Origin of the sequence: Aliiroseovarius sp., assembly GCF_965228805.1 — a bacterium.
Lineage (GTDB): Bacteria > Pseudomonadota > Alphaproteobacteria > Rhodobacterales > Rhodobacteraceae > JASBTN01.
The window spans coordinates 3,547,517-3,562,517 of the sequence record NZ_CBDDIE010000003.1 but is presented as its reverse complement, the minus strand read 5'-3'; the positions used below and the strand labels follow the sequence as shown (position 1 = coordinate 3,562,517).

Sequence of the window (15,001 nt, the reverse complement as noted above, 5' to 3'; positions counted from 1 at the left end):
GGAGGACGGAAAGGAAATATCATGTCTGAGACCATCAAGGATCGCGTCATCGCCATCATCGCCGAGCAAGCCGTTCTGGAGCCGGGAGATGTCAGCCTTGATCAGACGCTGGAAGACCTGGGCATCGACAGCTTGGGTCTGGTCGAAAGCATCTTCGCGATCGAGGAAGCCTTCGATATCTCTGTGCCCTTCAACGCCAATGATCCGTCGGATTCAGATTTCGACATCTCGTCGGTTGCCGCGATCATCACGGCGGTCGAAGGCCTGGTCGCCGAGCAAGCCGCATGACCTGCCGCGGGCGGCGCGTCGTAATCACCGGCCAGGGTACGATCAACGCTCTTGGCACCAATGTCAGCGAGACGTTGGAGGCCATGCGCGAAGGGCGCTGTGGGATTTCCGAGCTGGAGTTTCAGGACGTCGACCGCCTGTCGATCCGCATCGGCGGGCAGGTCAAGGGCTATGACGCCGAAGCGCAGTTCAATCGCCAGCAGATCGCGCTTTATGACCGGTTCACCCAATTCACCCTTGTGGCCGCGCGCGAGGCGATCGGGCAGGCGGGGTTGAGCTTTTCCGGTGACCTGGCCACGCGGTCCGGCGTGGTGCTGGGCACTTCTGGCGGCGGCATGAACACGCTGGATGAGAACTACCGGTCTGTCTACGAGGACGGCAAGAACCGCGTGCACCCCTTCGTTGTGCCCAAGCTGATGAACAATGCGGCGGCCAGCCACGTGTCGATGGAATACAACCTCAAGGGGCCGAGCTTTACCGTCGCCACCGCCTGTGCCAGCTCGAACCACGCGATGGGTCAGGCGATGCAGATGATCCGTCACGGCGGCGCCGATGTGATGATCACCGGCGGGTCCGAGGCGATGCTGTGTTTCGGCGGGATCAAGGCCTGGGAAGGGCTGCGCGTCATGTCGCGCGATGCCTGCCGCCCGTTTTCTGCGAACCGCAACGGCATGGTCCAGGGCGAGGGCGCGGCAATCTTCGTCTTCGAGGAATACGAACATGCCCGCAAGCGCGGCGCCGAGATCCTGGCCGAGGTGGTGGGCTTCGCGATGAGCTCGGATGCGTCCGACATTGTCATGCCCTCGAAACAGGGCGCGGCGCGCGCGATCCGGGGCGCGATGCAGGACGGGGCGTTGAACCCGGAAGATATCTGTTATGTCAACGCTCATGGTACCGGTACGGCGGCCAATGACAAGACCGAATGTGCGGCTGTGGCCGATGCCTTCGGGCATCACGCGGATGACCTGATGATCAGCTCGACCAAGTCGATGCATGGTCACCTGATTGGCGGCACCGGCGCGGTGGAACTGCTGGCCTGTATCATGGCCCTGCGCGAAGGGGTGATCGCCCCCACGATCGGCTATGAGGAGCCGGACCCGGAGTGTGCGCTGGATGTGGTGCCCAACGTGGCGCGCCAGATGGAATGCGAGGCGGTACTGTCCAATGCCTTCGCCTTTGGCGGGCTGAACGCGGTGTTGGCCTTGCGAAAGGTGGCGTGAGGGACGCTTTCCCCGTTGTGGTCCATTAAAAGGGATCCAATAAAAAAACGCCGCCCCGAGGGCGGCGTTTTCGTGTCTGGGCCTGTGGCGGCTTATTGCTGCGGCAGAACCGGCGGCTGCAGCGAGTCAAAGGCGGCGGTGAAGCCGGTCAGCGAGATCGGCAGCTGCACGCGCTGGTCCGGTGCGACGGCGGGCACGATAGTGGCGGTCGCCACGCTACCGGCCTTCATTGCCGCGATATCCGCGGGGCCAAAACCCAGCTGAACCAGGCAGCCCTGTGCGGTGCAGACGCGGAAGGCGTATTCCTTGCCACCGCCACTGTCCACGGCAATGGTCAGCTTTTCGGTCAGCAGTGTTTCCAGGGGGGCAACAAAGGTGGCCCCGGCCAGGGCCTGGCTGCCCTCGGGCAGGCGCACGATGTTGATCTCGGCGACTGGCGTTCCGTCCGCGTCCTTCAGCAGCTGATACATCTGACACGGATCGTCGCCGCCCGGGTTGTGGGCGCAGCGGCGCTCCCAATCGCCATGAACCTCGGCGACATAAATCTGGCCGGGCTGGCGTTCCGCATCGGTGCCCATGTCCAGACCGGTCACACCGGCGTCGGCTTCGGCCTCGGCCTCAGCTGCGGCGTCTTCACCTTCGGCCGGGGCGGCCTCGCCGCTGTCCTGTGCCCAGCCGGTCGAAGCGGTGCTCAGCGCAAACAGTGCGGCCAGGGTAAGCGGTTTCAACAGATCTGCCTTCATGTGCAATGTCCTGTGTTTATCATGAACCTGTTCGGACGGATGCTTAACATGGCTGGAACAGGCTGTCAGGCGCAAAACGACTGCCTGACGCGCCATGGGGGAATTCCGCGTGTCCCCGGCCGTTCAGTGTTTGCTTGCCGCGTTCCGGACGGGAGGTGACGCAAATTCGCCTGACACCACGACCTGCCCGTGTTAGAGCGCAGAGGATGGTTTCGTTCGGCGCGCCCTGCGTGTCGGACGATCAGGGAACACGGTGCGGCGCCCACGATCCGTTCAACGGCGCCAATTCCGCGACTGCCCCCGCAACTGTAGGCGGCGAGCACCCCGGCATGACCACTGATCCGAGGCTTTCGAGCAGAGGATCGGGAAGGGCCGGGCGAGCCATGACCCGCAAGTCAGGAGACCTGCCATCGCCTGTAGACAACCCGGGCGGGGTGCCCCGGCGTGGATGATCCGTCCGCCCGTAAACCCCGTTTCAACGCGCGGAGGGCGACATGACCCGGAAAGACGAAACGATCATCTGCACCACCTGTCCGATCACAGGCGGGGCCTGCCTGCAGGGCCATGCTCTGTTGACACGATTGAGCGCTGCCATCGGTGCGGCGGGCGACACGCTGGACGAGGAATTCGAAATCTCCGGCGCGGCGGATGTGGCGGGCTGCGGGCGGCCCTGCCGCCTGGCTTGGCGCGCCACGCGGGACGAGGCCTGGCTGGCCGGGGATGTGGATGCGGACCTGTCCGAGGACGAGGTTTGGGCGGCGGCCAAGGCCGGGCGCGGCTTGGTCATTGCCACCCGTCAGGTCGAGATGGCGCTGAGTTGACACAAAGGTTGGTCGCGCCGCCGCTGGCGCACCCACCTGCCGGGAACGATATTCCGGCCCCCATCATTTTCTTGGAAAAAGCACAAAGAAAAAGGGCCCTGGATGAGGGCCCTTTCCTGATTTTTCACTCCCTGCCGGACCGGCCGGCTTATATTGTGTCGGAACGCTATGACGTTTGGTCGCATCGGTCAACAGGGGAAAGTGGTTGTTTTTCAACATTTTCGAAAAAAAGCCGCGCCCGGGGGCGCGGCCAGTCTGACAGGGAGGAAGTCATCCGGGCGAAAGAGGACACTGCCCGGATGATTTCACCCTAGCGCAGAAGGGTTAATTTTGTATTTTCAACCCAGAAGTTTTCCACAGGAAGTAGAGGCGGGCTCATGGGCAGCGATATGGACGGGCGCATTTTCATTGGCGGCGGCGGGGCTGAATACGTTGAAAAACAAGGACTATTGCTGAAGTATGCCAACCGCCACGGGCTGATCGCGGGGGCTACCGGCACCGGCAAGACCGTCACTCTGCAGATCCTGGCCGAAGGCTTTGCTGCCCAGGGCGTGCCGGTTTTCCTGTCGGATGTGAAAGGGGACCTGTCGGGCCTGGCGGCCGCGGGCTCGGAGGGGTTCAAGCTGCATGACGCCTTCATGAAACGGGCGGGAACCATCGGCTTTGACGACTATAAGTATGGTGCCTTCCCGGTGACTTTCTGGGATCTCTATGGCGACCAGGGGCACCCGATCCGCACCACCGTGTCCGAGATGGGGCCGCTGCTGCTGTCGCAGCTGCTGGAACTGACCGAGGCGCAGGAAGGTGTGCTGAATATCGCCTTCCGCGTGGCGGATGAACAGGGGCTGCCTCTGCTGGACCTGAAGGACCTGCAGGCGCTGTTGGTCTGGGTTGGGCAGAACTCCAAGGACCTCAGCCTACGCTACGGCAATGTCTCCGCCAGCTCGGTTGGGGCGATCCAGCGGGCATTGCTGGTGCTGGAAAACCAGGGCGGCGCGCGGCTGTTCGGTGAACCGGCGCTGGAACTCAGCGACATCATGCGCACGGATACAGACGGGCGCGGGCGGATCTCGATCCTGGCGGCGGACAAGCTGATGGGCTCGCCGAAGCTTTACGCGACCTTCCTTCTGTGGCTGTTGTCGGAACTGTTCGAGGAACTGCCCGAGGTCGGGGATCCCGACAAGCCCAAGCTGGTCTTCTTCTTTGACGAGGCGCATCTGCTGTTCGATGACGCGCCCAAGGCGCTGCTGGACAAGGTGGAACAGGTGGCGCGGCTCATCCGGTCCAAGGGCGTGGGCGTCTATTTCTGCACCCAGAACCCGGCCGATGTGCCCGAGGATATCCTGGGTCAGCTCGGCAACCGCATTCAGCATGCGCTCAGGGCCTTTACCGCCAAGGACCGCAAGGAGCTGCGCCAGGCCGCCGAGACCTATCGCGACAACCCGCGTTTCGAGACCGAGGACGCGATCCGCGAGGTCGGCGTGGGCGAGGCCGTGACGTCCATGCTGGAGCGCAAGGGCGCGCCCGGGGTGGTGGAACGCACGCTGATCCGCCCGCCGTCCTCGCAGCTGGGGCCGCTTGACCCGAAGGATCGCAAGGCGCTGATCAATGCCTCGCCGATTGCCGGCAAGTATGAGGAGCTGAAGGATCGCGAAAGCGCCTATGAGGTGCTGACCAAACGCGCAGCTGACGCGGCCCGCGAGGCCGAGGAGGCGGAGAAGGCCGAGGAGGAGGCCGAAAGCGCTGCCGAACGCGAATACCGTGCCGGGCGGCGCTACTCGGGCACGCGGGTGGGGCGGTCAAGCTCGCGGTCCCCCCGCAAGAGCCGCTCGCGCAAGTCGGAAAGCTTCGGCGAAGCCGTCGCCAATGTGGTGATCAAGGAGCTGAAGGGTACCACCGGACGCCGCATCGTGCGCGGGCTCTTCGGCACGTTGTTCAAGGGGCGCTGAGATGGCCCGCGTGTCTGAGGCGCCGCTGCCGGAGACGGCTCTGTTGCAGACCTATCACCAACGGCCCGGCTGTTATGCCGATTGCTATGCGGTGGAGCTGCCTGGGAAGGTGTCCTTTGCCGACTATGTCGTGGCCTTCTACACCACGCCTCTGTTCAAGCTGGAACGCGTCATCCTGCGGGTCACCGTGCGCCGCCCGTCCACGGACGGTGAGGTGCGGGCCCTGGCTGAGGGGCGGGCGGAGCGTTTCGCCGCCTGGGATGTCGAGGGACGGGAGGTGGATCAGCTCCTCTTGTGCGACATGGCCGCGAAAACCCGCTCCTGGCTGATGGTGGAGCCCACCCCGGGCGGCACGCGGCTCTATTTCGGCTCGGCCGTGGTGCCGGGCGGGAATGGCAAGCTGGGGGTACTGGTCCATGCGCTGATGGGGTTTCACAAGGCCTATTCCCGCGCGCTTCTGGGCGCGGCGGTACGGCGGCTGCGTTAGCCTATTGGATGGGCGCTGCAGTCGCGCCGAAGGCGCGCCACCGCCCCGCAGGTGCAAAACTATTTGAAATAGTTTTCGGTTGCGCGGCGATGGCCTCGCTGCGCTCGGGGGACCGCCGTCTTACAGCGGTCGGATCTTCAGTTCGGCAATGCGGTGGCCTTCGCGGCTGACCACCTGGAAGCGGAAGCCGTGGAAGGAAAACACTTGCCCCTCGTTCGGGATCATCTGTGCCTCGTGGATGACCAGACCGGCGATGGTGTTCGCCTCCTCGTCCGGCAGGCCCCAGTCGGTCATGCGGTTGAGGTCGCGAATGGTCATCGCGCCGTCGACCAGGAAGTGCCCATCGTCGGAGCGCGTCAGTTCCGGCTCGCTTTCCGTGTCGAACTCGTCGGTGATCTCGCCCACGATCTCTTCCAGGATGTCCTCGAGCGTGATCAGACCCTGCAGGGAGCCGTATTCGTCCACCACCAGCGCAAAATGCGTATGGCGGTGCAGGAACTGGCGCATCTGGTCGTCGAGCGTGGTGGTTTCGGGGATGAAGTAGGGCTCCTTGGCCACTTCCATCACGTCGAAATCCATCAGTTCGCGCCCGGCTGCCTGGGCGGCATACATGGCGCGGCTGAGGTCCTTGGCATGGATCACACCGACGATGTTCTCGGGCTCGTTGCGAAAGACGGGCAGGCGGGTGTGCGGGCTGGCCAGGGCCTGTTCCAACACCTCTATGGCGCTTTGGCCCGCGTCGATCATCTCGATCCCTGAGCGGTGCAACATGATCTCTTCCACCACACGGTCGCCCAGGTCCAGCGCGCCCAGCAGCCGGTCGCGGTCTTCCTTTTCCACCGCGCCTTCCGAATGGCCCAGGGTAATGGCGCCGGCGATTTCCTCGCGCACCGCCAGGATGTGGCTGTCCGGGTCGGTCTTCACGCCGAACAGGCGCAGCATCAGGCGGGTGATCGTGCGCACGGTGGCCACGATCGGGGCCAACACCAGGATGACCACCTTGATCGGGGCCGAGACGCGCGCGGCGGCGACCTCCGGGTTGGTGATCGCATAGGTCTTGGGCAGCACTTCGGCAAAGATCAGCACCAGCAGGGTCATGACTAGGGTCGCCAGGGCCACACCGCTGTCGCCGAACAGCCGCGTGAACAGCGCTGTCGCCAGGGAGGCTGCCAGGATGTTCACCAGGTTGTTGCCCAACAGGACCGAACCGATCAGACGCTCGTTGTCCTCGGTAATGTCCAACGCGCGCTGGGCGTTCGCCTCTCCCTTGTCGGCGCGCGAGCGCAGCTTGCCCCGCGAGGCGGCGGTCAGCGCGGTCTCGGAGCCCGAGAAGAAGGCGGACAGGACCAATAGCGCAATGATTGCGCCGGAGGTGATCCAGAACCCGGTATCAAGAAGAGTTGACGCGTCATCCATTTCCATTGTCTTTCTGTGGCTTGCGCTATCTTATGGGGCGCGAACCGCATGCTTTCAAGGGAGGAGCCCATGCGTATTGCCGATCTGGGCACGCTCTCGGGCGAGGTATGGTGCTTTGGCGGGCCCTTGTCGAACCTGCAGGCACTGGCGGCGCTGCAGGGTGAAGCGGCACGGCATGGCATCTTGGGGTGCAATCTGATCTGCACCGGAGATGTTGCAGGCTATTGCGGGCAACCGGCCGAGACGGTGGCGCTGATCCGGCGCATGGGCGCCCATGTGGTCGCGGGCAATGTCGAGGTGCAGTTGGCCACGGGGGCTGCGGATTGCGGTTGCGGTTTCACGCCGGGGTCGGCTTGCGACCTGCTGTCCGGCGGCTGGTATGCCCATACGGATCGCGCGATCGACGGGGCGGCGCGCGCCTGGATGGAGGACCTGCCGGACATGGCGGTCTTTGCCCATGAGGGGCGACGTTATGCGGTGATCCATGGCGGCTTTACAAATATCGCGCGCTTTCTTTGGCCAACCTCCAGCCATACGGAGTTCGCACTGGAGCTTGCCGCGATCCAAGCGGCGGCCGGGCCGGTGGACGGGGTGATCGCCGGCCATTGCGGCGTGGCGTTCGAGCGCGACATCTCGGGCATTCACTGGATCAACGTGGGTGCCATTGGCATGCCACCGAATGACGGGCGGCGTCAGACCCGTTATGTCACGCTGCAGGCGGACGGCGCGCGGATCCACGCGCTCGACTATGATGTTGCCGGGGCCGTGGCCGCAATGCGGGGCGCGGGGTTGACCCAGGGCTATGACCGCGCGCTTGAGACGGGGATCTGGCCCAGCGAAGATATTCTGCCGAAGGAGATGCGGCTGTGAGCGATCTGATGAAGCACCTGGTGGAGTTTACTCATTGCGATCTGGCGCAGGCGGAGGATGCCCGTCGTATGATGAGCCTATCGCTGCTGGACTGGGCCGCCTGCGGGCGTGCAGGCGCCGCAGAGCCCGTGTCGCGCATTACCCGCGACATGGTGCTGGCCGAGGGCGGGCAGGGGGCGGCAACGCTGTTTGGCTCCCGCGCCTGTGTGCCACCGCGTGCGGCGGCCCTGGTGAACGGGGCCACCTCTCATGCGCTCGACTATGACGACACGCATTTCGCGCATATCGGCCACCCCTCTGTGGCGGTGATCCCGGCGGCTCTGGCTGTGGCGCAGGACCGGGATGCGTCAGGGGGGGATTTCCTGGACGCCTGCCTTGTGGGGTTCGAGGCTTCGATCCGGATCGGCACCTGGCTGGGCCGCGCGCATTACCAGATCGGATTTCATCAGACCGCCACAGCCGGAGCTTTCGGGGCCACCGTGGCCGCCGCGCGTCTGATGGGACTGACCCCGGATCAGACCGCCCAGGCGCTGGGCGTGGCGTCCACCCGGGCCGCCGGGCTGAAAAGCCAGTTCGGCACCATGGGCAAGCCCTATCACGCGGGGCTTGCGGCGCAGACCGGGGTGGAGGCAGCTACCTTGGCGCGCGCCGGTTTCCAGTCCAACCCGAAGGGGCTGGACGGGCCGCAGGGCTTTGGCCCCACCCATGCGGGCGAGGGAAACCTCGCCGCGCTCGATGGGCTGAACAAGGATTGGTGGATCCTGGCGATCAGCCACAAGTTCCACGCTTGCTGCCACGGCACCCACGCGATGCTGGAGGCGTTGGCGAGCCTGCCGCCTCCGAACACGGTGGACGAGGTCGTCGTCGCGACCCATCCGCGCTGGCTGACCGTCTGCAACATCCCTGCGCCTGCAACCGGGCTGGAGGTCAAATTCTCCTACGCCCATGTCGCGGCGATGGCGCTGTCTGGTGTGCCGACCGGGGCGCTGGAAAGCTTCTCGGACGCGGTGGCACAGGACCCCGCGCTGGTCGCACTGGCGGCCAAGGTACGGGTGGAGGCGGATGACGCGATCCCCGAGACCGCGACACGCGTGCGGGTGAATGGGCAGGAGGCGGCCTTCGATCTTGATGCGCCGATCCCGCTGGACGTGAGGCAGGAGAAACTGCTGACCAAGGCTCGCGCGCTGCTGGGGGCGGAGGCGGATGGGCTGTGGGCCTCGATCAAGGCAGGGCCGGATTTGGGAGCTTTGACCTGACCCCCAAAAGCTAAGGTGAAGCCGCGACGTGCCCGACCCTGGGTGGGCGCTTATGGACCGGGAAGTGGATTGATCGGGACGCCATATTCGCAACGGCTGTGAGGTTGGAAACGTCGCAATGCGCCCTCCCGTGGGGAGGGCCCCCTTCCGGCAGAACTCGTACCGAGTTCGCCTGCCGGGTCAATGCAGGCGCGTCGCGGCTGCGCCGCTCCATAGAGGTTTCCTACCAAAAAAGAAAAAGGCGGGGCCCAGTCCCCGCCTTTCCCTCGCGCCTGCCGTGAGTGATTACGACGTGATGTCGTAGGCGCGTTCGCCGTGGACCGAGAGGTCCAGGCCGTTGGTCTCGGTTTCGGCATCCACCCGCAGGGGTGTCACCAGAGCGACCAGCTTGATCAGCACGAAGCTGACGACGACGGTAAAGACACCGACGATCACCAGCGCGCCAAACTGGGCGACAAAGCTGCCGTGGCCGAAGATGGCGATCATGATCGTGCCGAAGATGCCGCCCACGCCGTGCACCGCAAAGACGTCCAGCGTGTCGTCGATCTTCAGCTTGTTGCGCACCAGGTTCACCGCTTCCTGGCACAGGATGCCAGCCACCGCGCCGATCACCAGCGCCTCGATGGGGCCAGCCACACCGGCCGCCGGGGTGATCGAGGCCAAGCCCGCGATGGTGCCGGTAACCAGGCCGACCAGCGAGGCCTTGCCGTATTTGATCTTCTCCCACAGCGCCCAGGTCAGGGACGCGGTGGCAGCCGACAGGTGCGTCACGGTGATCGCCATGGCGGCGGAGCCATCCGCGGCCAGGGCCGAGCCGCCGTTGAAGCCGAACCAGCCGACCCAGAGCATCGCGGCGCCGATCATCACGAAACCGGGCGAATGCGGCGGCGTGGTGCGGTTCCGGCGCGGGCCCAGGAAGACCGCGATCATCAGGGCGGCAATCGCGGCGGTCTCGTGCACGACGATGCCACCGGCGAAGTCGATCACGCCGGTCTCGCCGAAGATGCCGCCATCGGCCAGGAAGCCGCCGCCCCAGATCCAATGCACCACGGGCGCGTAACACAGCAGCATCCACAGCGACGAGAACAGCAGCACGAAGCCAAAGCCGATACGTTCCACATAGGCGCCGACGATCAGCGCGGGGGTAATGACGGCGAAGGTCATCTGGAAGGCAAAGAACAGGACCTCGGGCAGGGTGCCCGACAGGCTGTCCGCGTCCACGCCCATCAGGAAGGACTTGCCCAGGCCGCCCCAGACGCCCGGTTCCCCCGGGCCGAAGGCAATCGAATAGCCGAAGGCGAGCCAGAGCACGCTCATCAGACAGGCAATGGCATAGACATGCATGAAGACGCTGAGCACATTGCGTGCGCGCACCAGCCCGCCGTAGAACAGGGCAAGCCCTGGCAGTGACATGAACAGGACCAGCGCAGTTGCGGTGATGATCCAGGCGGTATCCGCTCCGTTCATTTTCCCCTCCGTATTCCTTTGAGATCAGGTTGAGGGCCTTTCTGGCGCGTGCCTGCGCAAAAGGAAGTCACGGGGTCGCATTTTGCGGGGAAATGACGGGCGTTTCGCAAACTGCCCGGTTTTTGGGCGCCAAATCGGCGCGCTGGTGCGCAAATGGGCAAGCAGTGATCAGCGCTCTGCCGCTTCTTTCAGCAGGGCGAGCGCGTGTTGGGCGGCGGCTTCGCGGACCTGCCCGCGGCCCAGGGCGCCGAATTCCACCGTTTCGGCGCGCATCCAGCCGTCGCGCGTGACGGCGAAACAGACGCGGCCCTCGGGCTTGTGCTCGGACCCGCCGGGGCCTGCGATGCCGGTGATCGACACGGCGATATCGGCCAAGGACCGGGTCACTGCACCTTGGGCCATCTCCATCGCGACCTCTTCGCTGACAGCGCCATGGGCGGCCAACATGTCCACGCCCACGCCCAACATCTCGACCTTGGCGGCGTTGGAATAGGTGATGAAGCCGCACTCGACCACGTCCGAGCTGCCGGGCACCTCGGTCAGGGCCGCGCCGACCATGCCACCGGTGCAGCTTTCGGCGGTGGCGACGCGCAGCCCCTTGGTGCGACAGAGGTCGAGCAGGTCGGCAATACGCATCTTACGCGCCCATCAGCCCGTGGGCCGCGTAAGCCAGCACGATCACGGTAAACCCGGCGGCAAAACCCGCATAAACATCGTCCAGCATGACGCCGGCGGCATCTCCGCGCCGGTCGGCGGCACCGATCGGGCCGGGTTTGGTAATGTCGAAAAGGCGGAAGGCCAGGAAGGCGACGATCCAGCCCGGGTAGAGCGCGAGGATATCCACCCCCATCATGCGCGCGCCGAAGCTGACCGGCATGAGCGCGATCCACATGCCGACCACCTCGTCAATCACCACCTCGCCCGGGTCGTGATTGTCGCTGCCTGCGGTATAGGCACGGGTGGCATAAAGCCCGGCCATGTAGGCGACGATGGTGGCAATGGTCAGGGCCAAGGGGCCGCCGACCATATGCAACGCCCAGGCGGCGGGCAGGGCGGCCAGGCTGCCCCAGGTGCCCGGTGCGGGTTTCATCAGGCCGGAGTAGAAGAAGGTGGCGATCAGTTTCGCGGTCGCATGGTTCATGCCTTATTCCTTGATCAGAGTGGCGACAGCCATGGAGGCGATGCCCTCCTCGCGACCGGTAAAGCCCAGTCGTTCGGAAGTGGTGGCTTTCACGGACACCCGGTCGATATCCACGCCCATGATACCCGCCAGCGCCTCGCGCATGGAGGCTGCGTGGGGGCCGATCTTGGGGCGCTCGCAGATCAAGGTCACGTCGACATTGGCGATGGCGTATCCGCGATCCGTCGCGCGGGACACGGCGTGGCGCAGGAAGATGTCGCTCTCGGCACCCTTCCACTGCAAGTCCGAGGGCGGGAAGTGCTGGCCGATATCGCCATCCGCCAGCGCGCCGTAGATCGCGTCGGTCAGCGCGTGCATGCCCACATCGGCATCCGAATGCCCCTTGAGTTTCTTCGTATGGGGGATCTTGACGCCGCAGAGCACGACATGGTCGCCCTCTTCGAATGCATGCACGTCGTAGCCTTGTCCGGTGCGGATATCCATCTGTCCTCGCAGGATGTTCTCGGCCCGGGCGAAATCGCCGGGGGTGGTGATCTTGATATTCTGCTCGTCGCCTTCGGTGATGGCGACGGTAAGCCCGGCGGCGCGGGCAACCTCGACATCATCCGCCGCGCCACCCGGGTGGGCGCGGTGGGCGGCGACGATATCGGCAAAGCGAAAGCCCTGCGGGGTCTGGGCGCGGTAGAGCCCCTCGCGGTCCTGTGTGCCGGTGACTTCACCGTTCTCACCGCGCCAGAGCGCGTCGGTGACCGCCAGCGCGGGGGCGGCGCCGGGGGAGGTGTCGAGCGCGGCGATGACCTCGGAGATGATCCGGTCGCTGATGCAGGGGCGGGCCACGTCATGGATCAATACGCGAGCGGGGGGCGTTTCGATCAGGGCATTTAGCCCTTCCGAAACGCTTTGGTCGCGCGTGGCGCCGCCGGGCACGCAGATCACGCTAGGGAATCGGTCCGCCAGCTCCATGTCATCGGGGTGCAGCACCAACACGATCGGCCCGACCTTTGGGTGATCCGCAAAGCGCGCCACCGTGTGTTCGGCGACCATGCGCCCGGCCACGATCTGCCATTGCTTGGGCACATCGCCCCCGGCGCGGGTGCCGCGTCCGGCGGCGACGATCAAAGCGGCTGTTGTCATGCGCCCTGTTTACGCATTGCCGAATTCAAGGACAATGCCCCTGCGACACCGCTGGAAGTTGCACAAAAAATGTGCAAATGATGAATTATCAATCAATCACCCCCCGGAAAAATTGTGACCTCCCACCGGGCTGGCCACTATCGGGGCAGTTGCACAAGGATTAGGCATGTCGATCTCGCTCGGCGCAGTCACTCTGGACCCTCCCGTGATCCTGGCCCCGATGGCCGGGATCAGCGATCTGCCGTTTCGCCAGTTGGTGGCGGGGTTCGGCGCGGGGCTGGTGGTGTCGGAAATGGTGGCCAGCCAGGAAATGGTGCAGGCCAAGCCCGGGGTGCGTGAACGTGCCGAGCTGGGGTTCGGCGAGCACAACACCGCGGTTCAGCTGGCCGCGCGGGACGTGCATTGGGCCGGTGAAGCTGCGCGCATGGTCGAGGCGAACGGTGCAAAACTCATCGACATCAACATGGGCTGTCCCGCCCGCAAGGTGGTGGGGGGCATGTCCGGCTCGGCCCTGCTGCGCGACCTGCCGCTGGCGCTTGAACTGATTGAGGCCATTGTTGGCGCCGTGTCGATCCCGGTGACGTTGAAGACCCGTCTGGGCTGGGATGATGGCTTGATGAATGCGCCCGATCTGGCCCGTCAGGCGGAAAACGCAGGCATCCGGATGATCACCATTCACGGCCGCACCCGCTGCCAGTTCTACAAGGGGCATGCCGATTGGGCCGCGATCCGGGCGGTGAAGGACGCCGTGTCCATCCCGGTCATCGCGAATGGCGACATTACCAGCCCGGCCACCGCCCGTGCCGCGCTGGACGCCTCCGGTGCGGATGGGGTGATGATCGGACGTGGGGCAGGCGGGCGGCCCTGGCTGCTGGCGGAGGTGGCCCATCACCTGCACGGCACGCCGATGCCCACGATCCCCGAAGGCCACGACCTGATCGACATGGTCGCGCGCCATTATGAGGCAAGCCTCGATTTCTACGGCCCCGCGCTGGGCGCGCGGGTCATTCGCAAGCATTTGGGTTGGTACATGGACGATGTCGCCCCCCCGCCGGACCTGCGCCGTGAGGTGCTGTCGTCCCGCGATCCGGCCCACGTGCTGGCCCTGCTGCCGCGAGCGCTCACCGAACAGGAGGCCGCGTGATGGAGAACGACGCGCTCTGGTTCTCGCTGCCGGTCCCGGCGATCCTGATCGACGCGGATGACCGCATCGCGCAGGTGAACACGGCGGCGGAGCTGTTCCTGAACGCCTCGGCCAAGAGCCTGACCGCCATGCCCGTCTTCGATCGGCTGCATATCGACGCGGCCCTAGACAACGCCTTTGCCCGGGTGCGCCGCGACCAGGGGGCGCTGTTCATCAACACGGTGGATGTGGGGTCGGGCCAATCGGCGCCGGTCGAATGCAACATCCAGATTGCGCCCTTGGCGGGCACCGACCAGGTGCTGATGCTGCTTCAGCCGCGCCAGATCGCTGACCGGCTGGGGCGCGCGCAGGGGGTGAAATCCGCCGCCGCATCGGCCATCGGCATGGCCGAGATGCTGGCCCATGAGATCAAGAACCCGCTGGCGGGCATTACCGGGGCTGCGCAGCTGCTGTCGATGGGGCTGAGCCCCGAGGATCAGGAGCTGACCGATCTGATCGTGGTCGAAAGTCGCCGCATCGTCGCCCTGTTGGATCAGGTCGAACAGTTCGGCAACCTGCGCCCGCCGGAGCGCAAGGTGGTCAATATTCACGACCTGCTGGACCGCGCGCAGAAATCCGCGCGGGTCAGCTACGCCGCGCATATGGCCATTGTCGAACAGTTCGACCCCTCGCTGCCGCCGACCTATGTGGATGGCGACCAGCTGATGCAGGTCTTTCTGAACCTTCTGAAGAACGCCGCCGAGGCCAACCCCAAGGGCGGCACCATTACCATTCGCACCTTTTACGACCACGCGCTGCGCCTCAGGCGTAAGGACGGCACCGGCAATGCGTTGCCGCTTCAGGTCGAGATCATCGACGACGGCCCCGGCATCCCGCCCGAGATCGCCGGTCAGATTTTCGACCCGTTCGTATCGGGGCGTGAGAACGGCACCGGGCTGGGCCTGGCCCTGGTGTCGAAGATCATAGGTGACCACGACGGCTGGATCGCGCTGGATACCGTGCCCGGACGCACGGCTTTCCGCATTTCCCTGCCCGTCGCGCCGAAACAAGCCGAAGGAGACTGAC

General features: G+C 65.2%; 15 protein-coding genes and 1 riboswitch. Of the genes, 9 read left to right on the top strand and 6 right to left on the bottom strand.

Features of this window, described 5'->3' with window-relative positions:
- Positions 1–21 precede the first annotated feature (21 nt).
- A complete protein-coding gene (locus ACO07D_RS18630) occupies positions 22–288 on the top strand; it encodes an acyl carrier protein (RefSeq protein WP_421704425.1) in 267 nt (88 codons plus the stop codon).
- Complete coding sequence (locus ACO07D_RS18625; RefSeq protein WP_421704424.1) at positions 285–1,508, top strand: beta-ketoacyl-[acyl-carrier-protein] synthase family protein; 1,224 nt, start codon at positions 285–287, stop codon at positions 1,506–1,508. Before ACO07D_RS18630 ends, ACO07D_RS18625 begins: the two co-directional genes overlap by 4 nt.
- Positions 1,509–1,600: 92 nt before the next feature.
- On the opposite strand, the gene ACO07D_RS18620 is transcribed toward ACO07D_RS18625, so the two are convergent.
- Positions 1,601–2,251, bottom strand: coding sequence for an invasion associated locus B family protein (locus ACO07D_RS18620; RefSeq protein ID WP_421704423.1), 651 nt, complete (start codon positions 2,249–2,251; stop codon positions 1,601–1,603).
- 190 nt (positions 2,252–2,441) lie between these two features.
- Positions 2,442–2,677: riboswitch (cobalamin riboswitch) on the top strand.
- Positions 2,678–2,745: 68 nt separating this feature from the next.
- On the opposite strand from ACO07D_RS18620, the gene ACO07D_RS18615 reads away from it, so the two are divergent.
- From ACO07D_RS18615 to ACO07D_RS18605, 3 genes are all read left to right on the top strand, one after another.
- Positions 2,746–3,072, top strand: coding sequence for a hypothetical protein (locus ACO07D_RS18615; RefSeq protein WP_421704422.1), 327 nt, complete (start codon positions 2,746–2,748; stop codon positions 3,070–3,072).
- A 389-nt stretch (positions 3,073–3,461) separates the two neighbouring features.
- Positions 3,462–5,021 (top strand): helicase HerA-like domain-containing protein, encoded by a 1,560-nt coding sequence (locus ACO07D_RS18610; protein ID WP_421705071.1) that lies wholly within the window; start codon positions 3,462–3,464, stop codon positions 5,019–5,021.
- Position 5,022: 1 nt separating this feature from the next.
- Positions 5,023–5,508 (top strand): hypothetical protein, encoded by a 486-nt coding sequence (locus ACO07D_RS18605; RefSeq protein WP_421704421.1) that lies wholly within the window; start codon positions 5,023–5,025, stop codon positions 5,506–5,508.
- Positions 5,509–5,628: 120 nt separating this feature from the next.
- On the opposite strand, the gene ACO07D_RS18600 is transcribed toward ACO07D_RS18605, so the two are convergent.
- On the bottom strand, positions 5,629–6,924 hold the full coding sequence (locus ACO07D_RS18600; RefSeq protein ID WP_421704420.1) for an HlyC/CorC family transporter: 1,296 nt from the start codon (positions 6,922–6,924) through the stop codon (positions 5,629–5,631).
- 69 nt (positions 6,925–6,993) lie between these two features.
- Between ACO07D_RS18600 and ACO07D_RS18595 the strand changes: the two genes are divergently transcribed.
- Together ACO07D_RS18595 and ACO07D_RS18590 are read left to right on the top strand one after the other, a co-directional pair.
- Positions 6,994–7,794 carry a metallophosphoesterase family protein gene (locus tag ACO07D_RS18595; protein WP_421704419.1) on the top strand — a complete coding sequence of 267 codons (801 nt, stop codon included), beginning with the start codon at positions 6,994–6,996 and terminating at the stop codon, positions 7,792–7,794.
- On the top strand, positions 7,791–9,050 hold the full coding sequence (locus tag ACO07D_RS18590; RefSeq protein WP_421704418.1) for an MmgE/PrpD family protein: 1,260 nt from the start codon (positions 7,791–7,793) through the stop codon (positions 9,048–9,050). Before ACO07D_RS18595 ends, ACO07D_RS18590 begins: the two co-directional genes overlap by 4 nt.
- A 285-nt stretch (positions 9,051–9,335) precedes the next feature.
- On the opposite strand, the gene ACO07D_RS18585 is transcribed toward ACO07D_RS18590, so the two are convergent.
- The 4 genes from ACO07D_RS18585 to ACO07D_RS18570 all read right to left on the bottom strand — a co-directional run bounded on the left by ACO07D_RS18585 (position 9,336) and on the right by ACO07D_RS18570 (position 12,792).
- Entirely contained in the window at positions 9,336–10,517 is a 1,182-nt protein-coding gene (locus tag ACO07D_RS18585) for an ammonium transporter (protein WP_421704417.1), read from the bottom strand.
- Positions 10,518–10,685: 168 nt separating this feature from the next.
- A complete protein-coding gene (locus ACO07D_RS18580) occupies positions 10,686–11,153 on the bottom strand; it encodes a CinA family protein (protein WP_421704416.1) in 468 nt (155 codons plus the stop codon).
- A gap of 1 nt (position 11,154) precedes the next feature.
- Entirely contained in the window at positions 11,155–11,658 is a 504-nt protein-coding gene (locus ACO07D_RS18575; protein ID WP_421704415.1) for a phosphatidylglycerophosphatase A, read from the bottom strand.
- Between the two features lie 3 nt (positions 11,659–11,661).
- On the bottom strand, positions 11,662–12,792 hold the full coding sequence (locus tag ACO07D_RS18570) for a bifunctional 2-C-methyl-D-erythritol 4-phosphate cytidylyltransferase/2-C-methyl-D-erythritol 2,4-cyclodiphosphate synthase (protein ID WP_421704414.1): 1,131 nt from the start codon (positions 12,790–12,792) through the stop codon (positions 11,662–11,664).
- A 166-nt stretch (positions 12,793–12,958) separates the two neighbouring features.
- On the opposite strand from ACO07D_RS18570, the gene dusB reads away from it, so the two are divergent.
- Positions 12,959–13,936 carry a tRNA dihydrouridine synthase DusB gene (dusB, locus tag ACO07D_RS18565; protein WP_421704413.1) on the top strand — a complete coding sequence of 326 codons (978 nt, stop codon included), beginning with the start codon at positions 12,959–12,961 and terminating at the stop codon, positions 13,934–13,936.
- Positions 13,936–15,000 (top strand): two-component system sensor histidine kinase NtrB, encoded by a 1,065-nt coding sequence (locus ACO07D_RS18560; RefSeq protein WP_421704412.1) that lies wholly within the window; start codon positions 13,936–13,938, stop codon positions 14,998–15,000. Before dusB ends, ACO07D_RS18560 begins: the two co-directional genes overlap by 1 nt.
- Position 15,001 lies beyond the last annotated feature (1 nt).

Excerpts from the sequence above, each read along its gene's own strand:
- ACO07D_RS18630 (WP_421704425.1), top strand. The coding sequence starts at position 22 with ATGTCTGAGACCATCAAGGATCGCGTCATCGCCATCATCGCCGAGCAA.
- ACO07D_RS18625 (WP_421704424.1), top strand. The coding sequence starts at position 285 with ATGACCTGCCGCGGGCGGCGCGTCGTAATCACCGGCCAGGGTACGATC.
- ACO07D_RS18620 (WP_421704423.1), bottom strand. The coding sequence starts at position 2,251 with ATGAAGGCAGATCTGTTGAAACCGCTTACCCTGGCCGCACTGTTTGCG.
- ACO07D_RS18615 (WP_421704422.1), top strand. The coding sequence starts at position 2,746 with ATGACCCGGAAAGACGAAACGATCATCTGCACCACCTGTCCGATCACA.
- ACO07D_RS18610 (WP_421705071.1), top strand. The coding sequence starts at position 3,462 with ATGGACGGGCGCATTTTCATTGGCGGCGGCGGGGCTGAATACGTTGAA.
- ACO07D_RS18605 (WP_421704421.1), top strand. The coding sequence starts at position 5,023 with ATGGCCCGCGTGTCTGAGGCGCCGCTGCCGGAGACGGCTCTGTTGCAG.
- ACO07D_RS18600 (WP_421704420.1), bottom strand. The coding sequence starts at position 6,924 with ATGGATGACGCGTCAACTCTTCTTGATACCGGGTTCTGGATCACCTCC.
- ACO07D_RS18595 (WP_421704419.1), top strand. The coding sequence starts at position 6,994 with ATGCGTATTGCCGATCTGGGCACGCTCTCGGGCGAGGTATGGTGCTTT.
- ACO07D_RS18585 (WP_421704417.1), bottom strand. The coding sequence starts at position 10,517 with ATGAACGGAGCGGATACCGCCTGGATCATCACCGCAACTGCGCTGGTC.
- ACO07D_RS18580 (WP_421704416.1), bottom strand. The coding sequence starts at position 11,153 with ATGCGTATTGCCGACCTGCTCGACCTCTGTCGCACCAAGGGGCTGCGC.
- ACO07D_RS18575 (WP_421704415.1), bottom strand. The coding sequence starts at position 11,658 with ATGAACCATGCGACCGCGAAACTGATCGCCACCTTCTTCTACTCCGGC.
- ACO07D_RS18570 (WP_421704414.1), bottom strand. The coding sequence starts at position 12,792 with ATGACAACAGCCGCTTTGATCGTCGCCGCCGGACGCGGCACCCGCGCC.
- dusB (WP_421704413.1), top strand. The coding sequence starts at position 12,959 with ATGTCGATCTCGCTCGGCGCAGTCACTCTGGACCCTCCCGTGATCCTG.
- ACO07D_RS18560 (WP_421704412.1), top strand. The coding sequence starts at position 13,936 with ATGGAGAACGACGCGCTCTGGTTCTCGCTGCCGGTCCCGGCGATCCTG.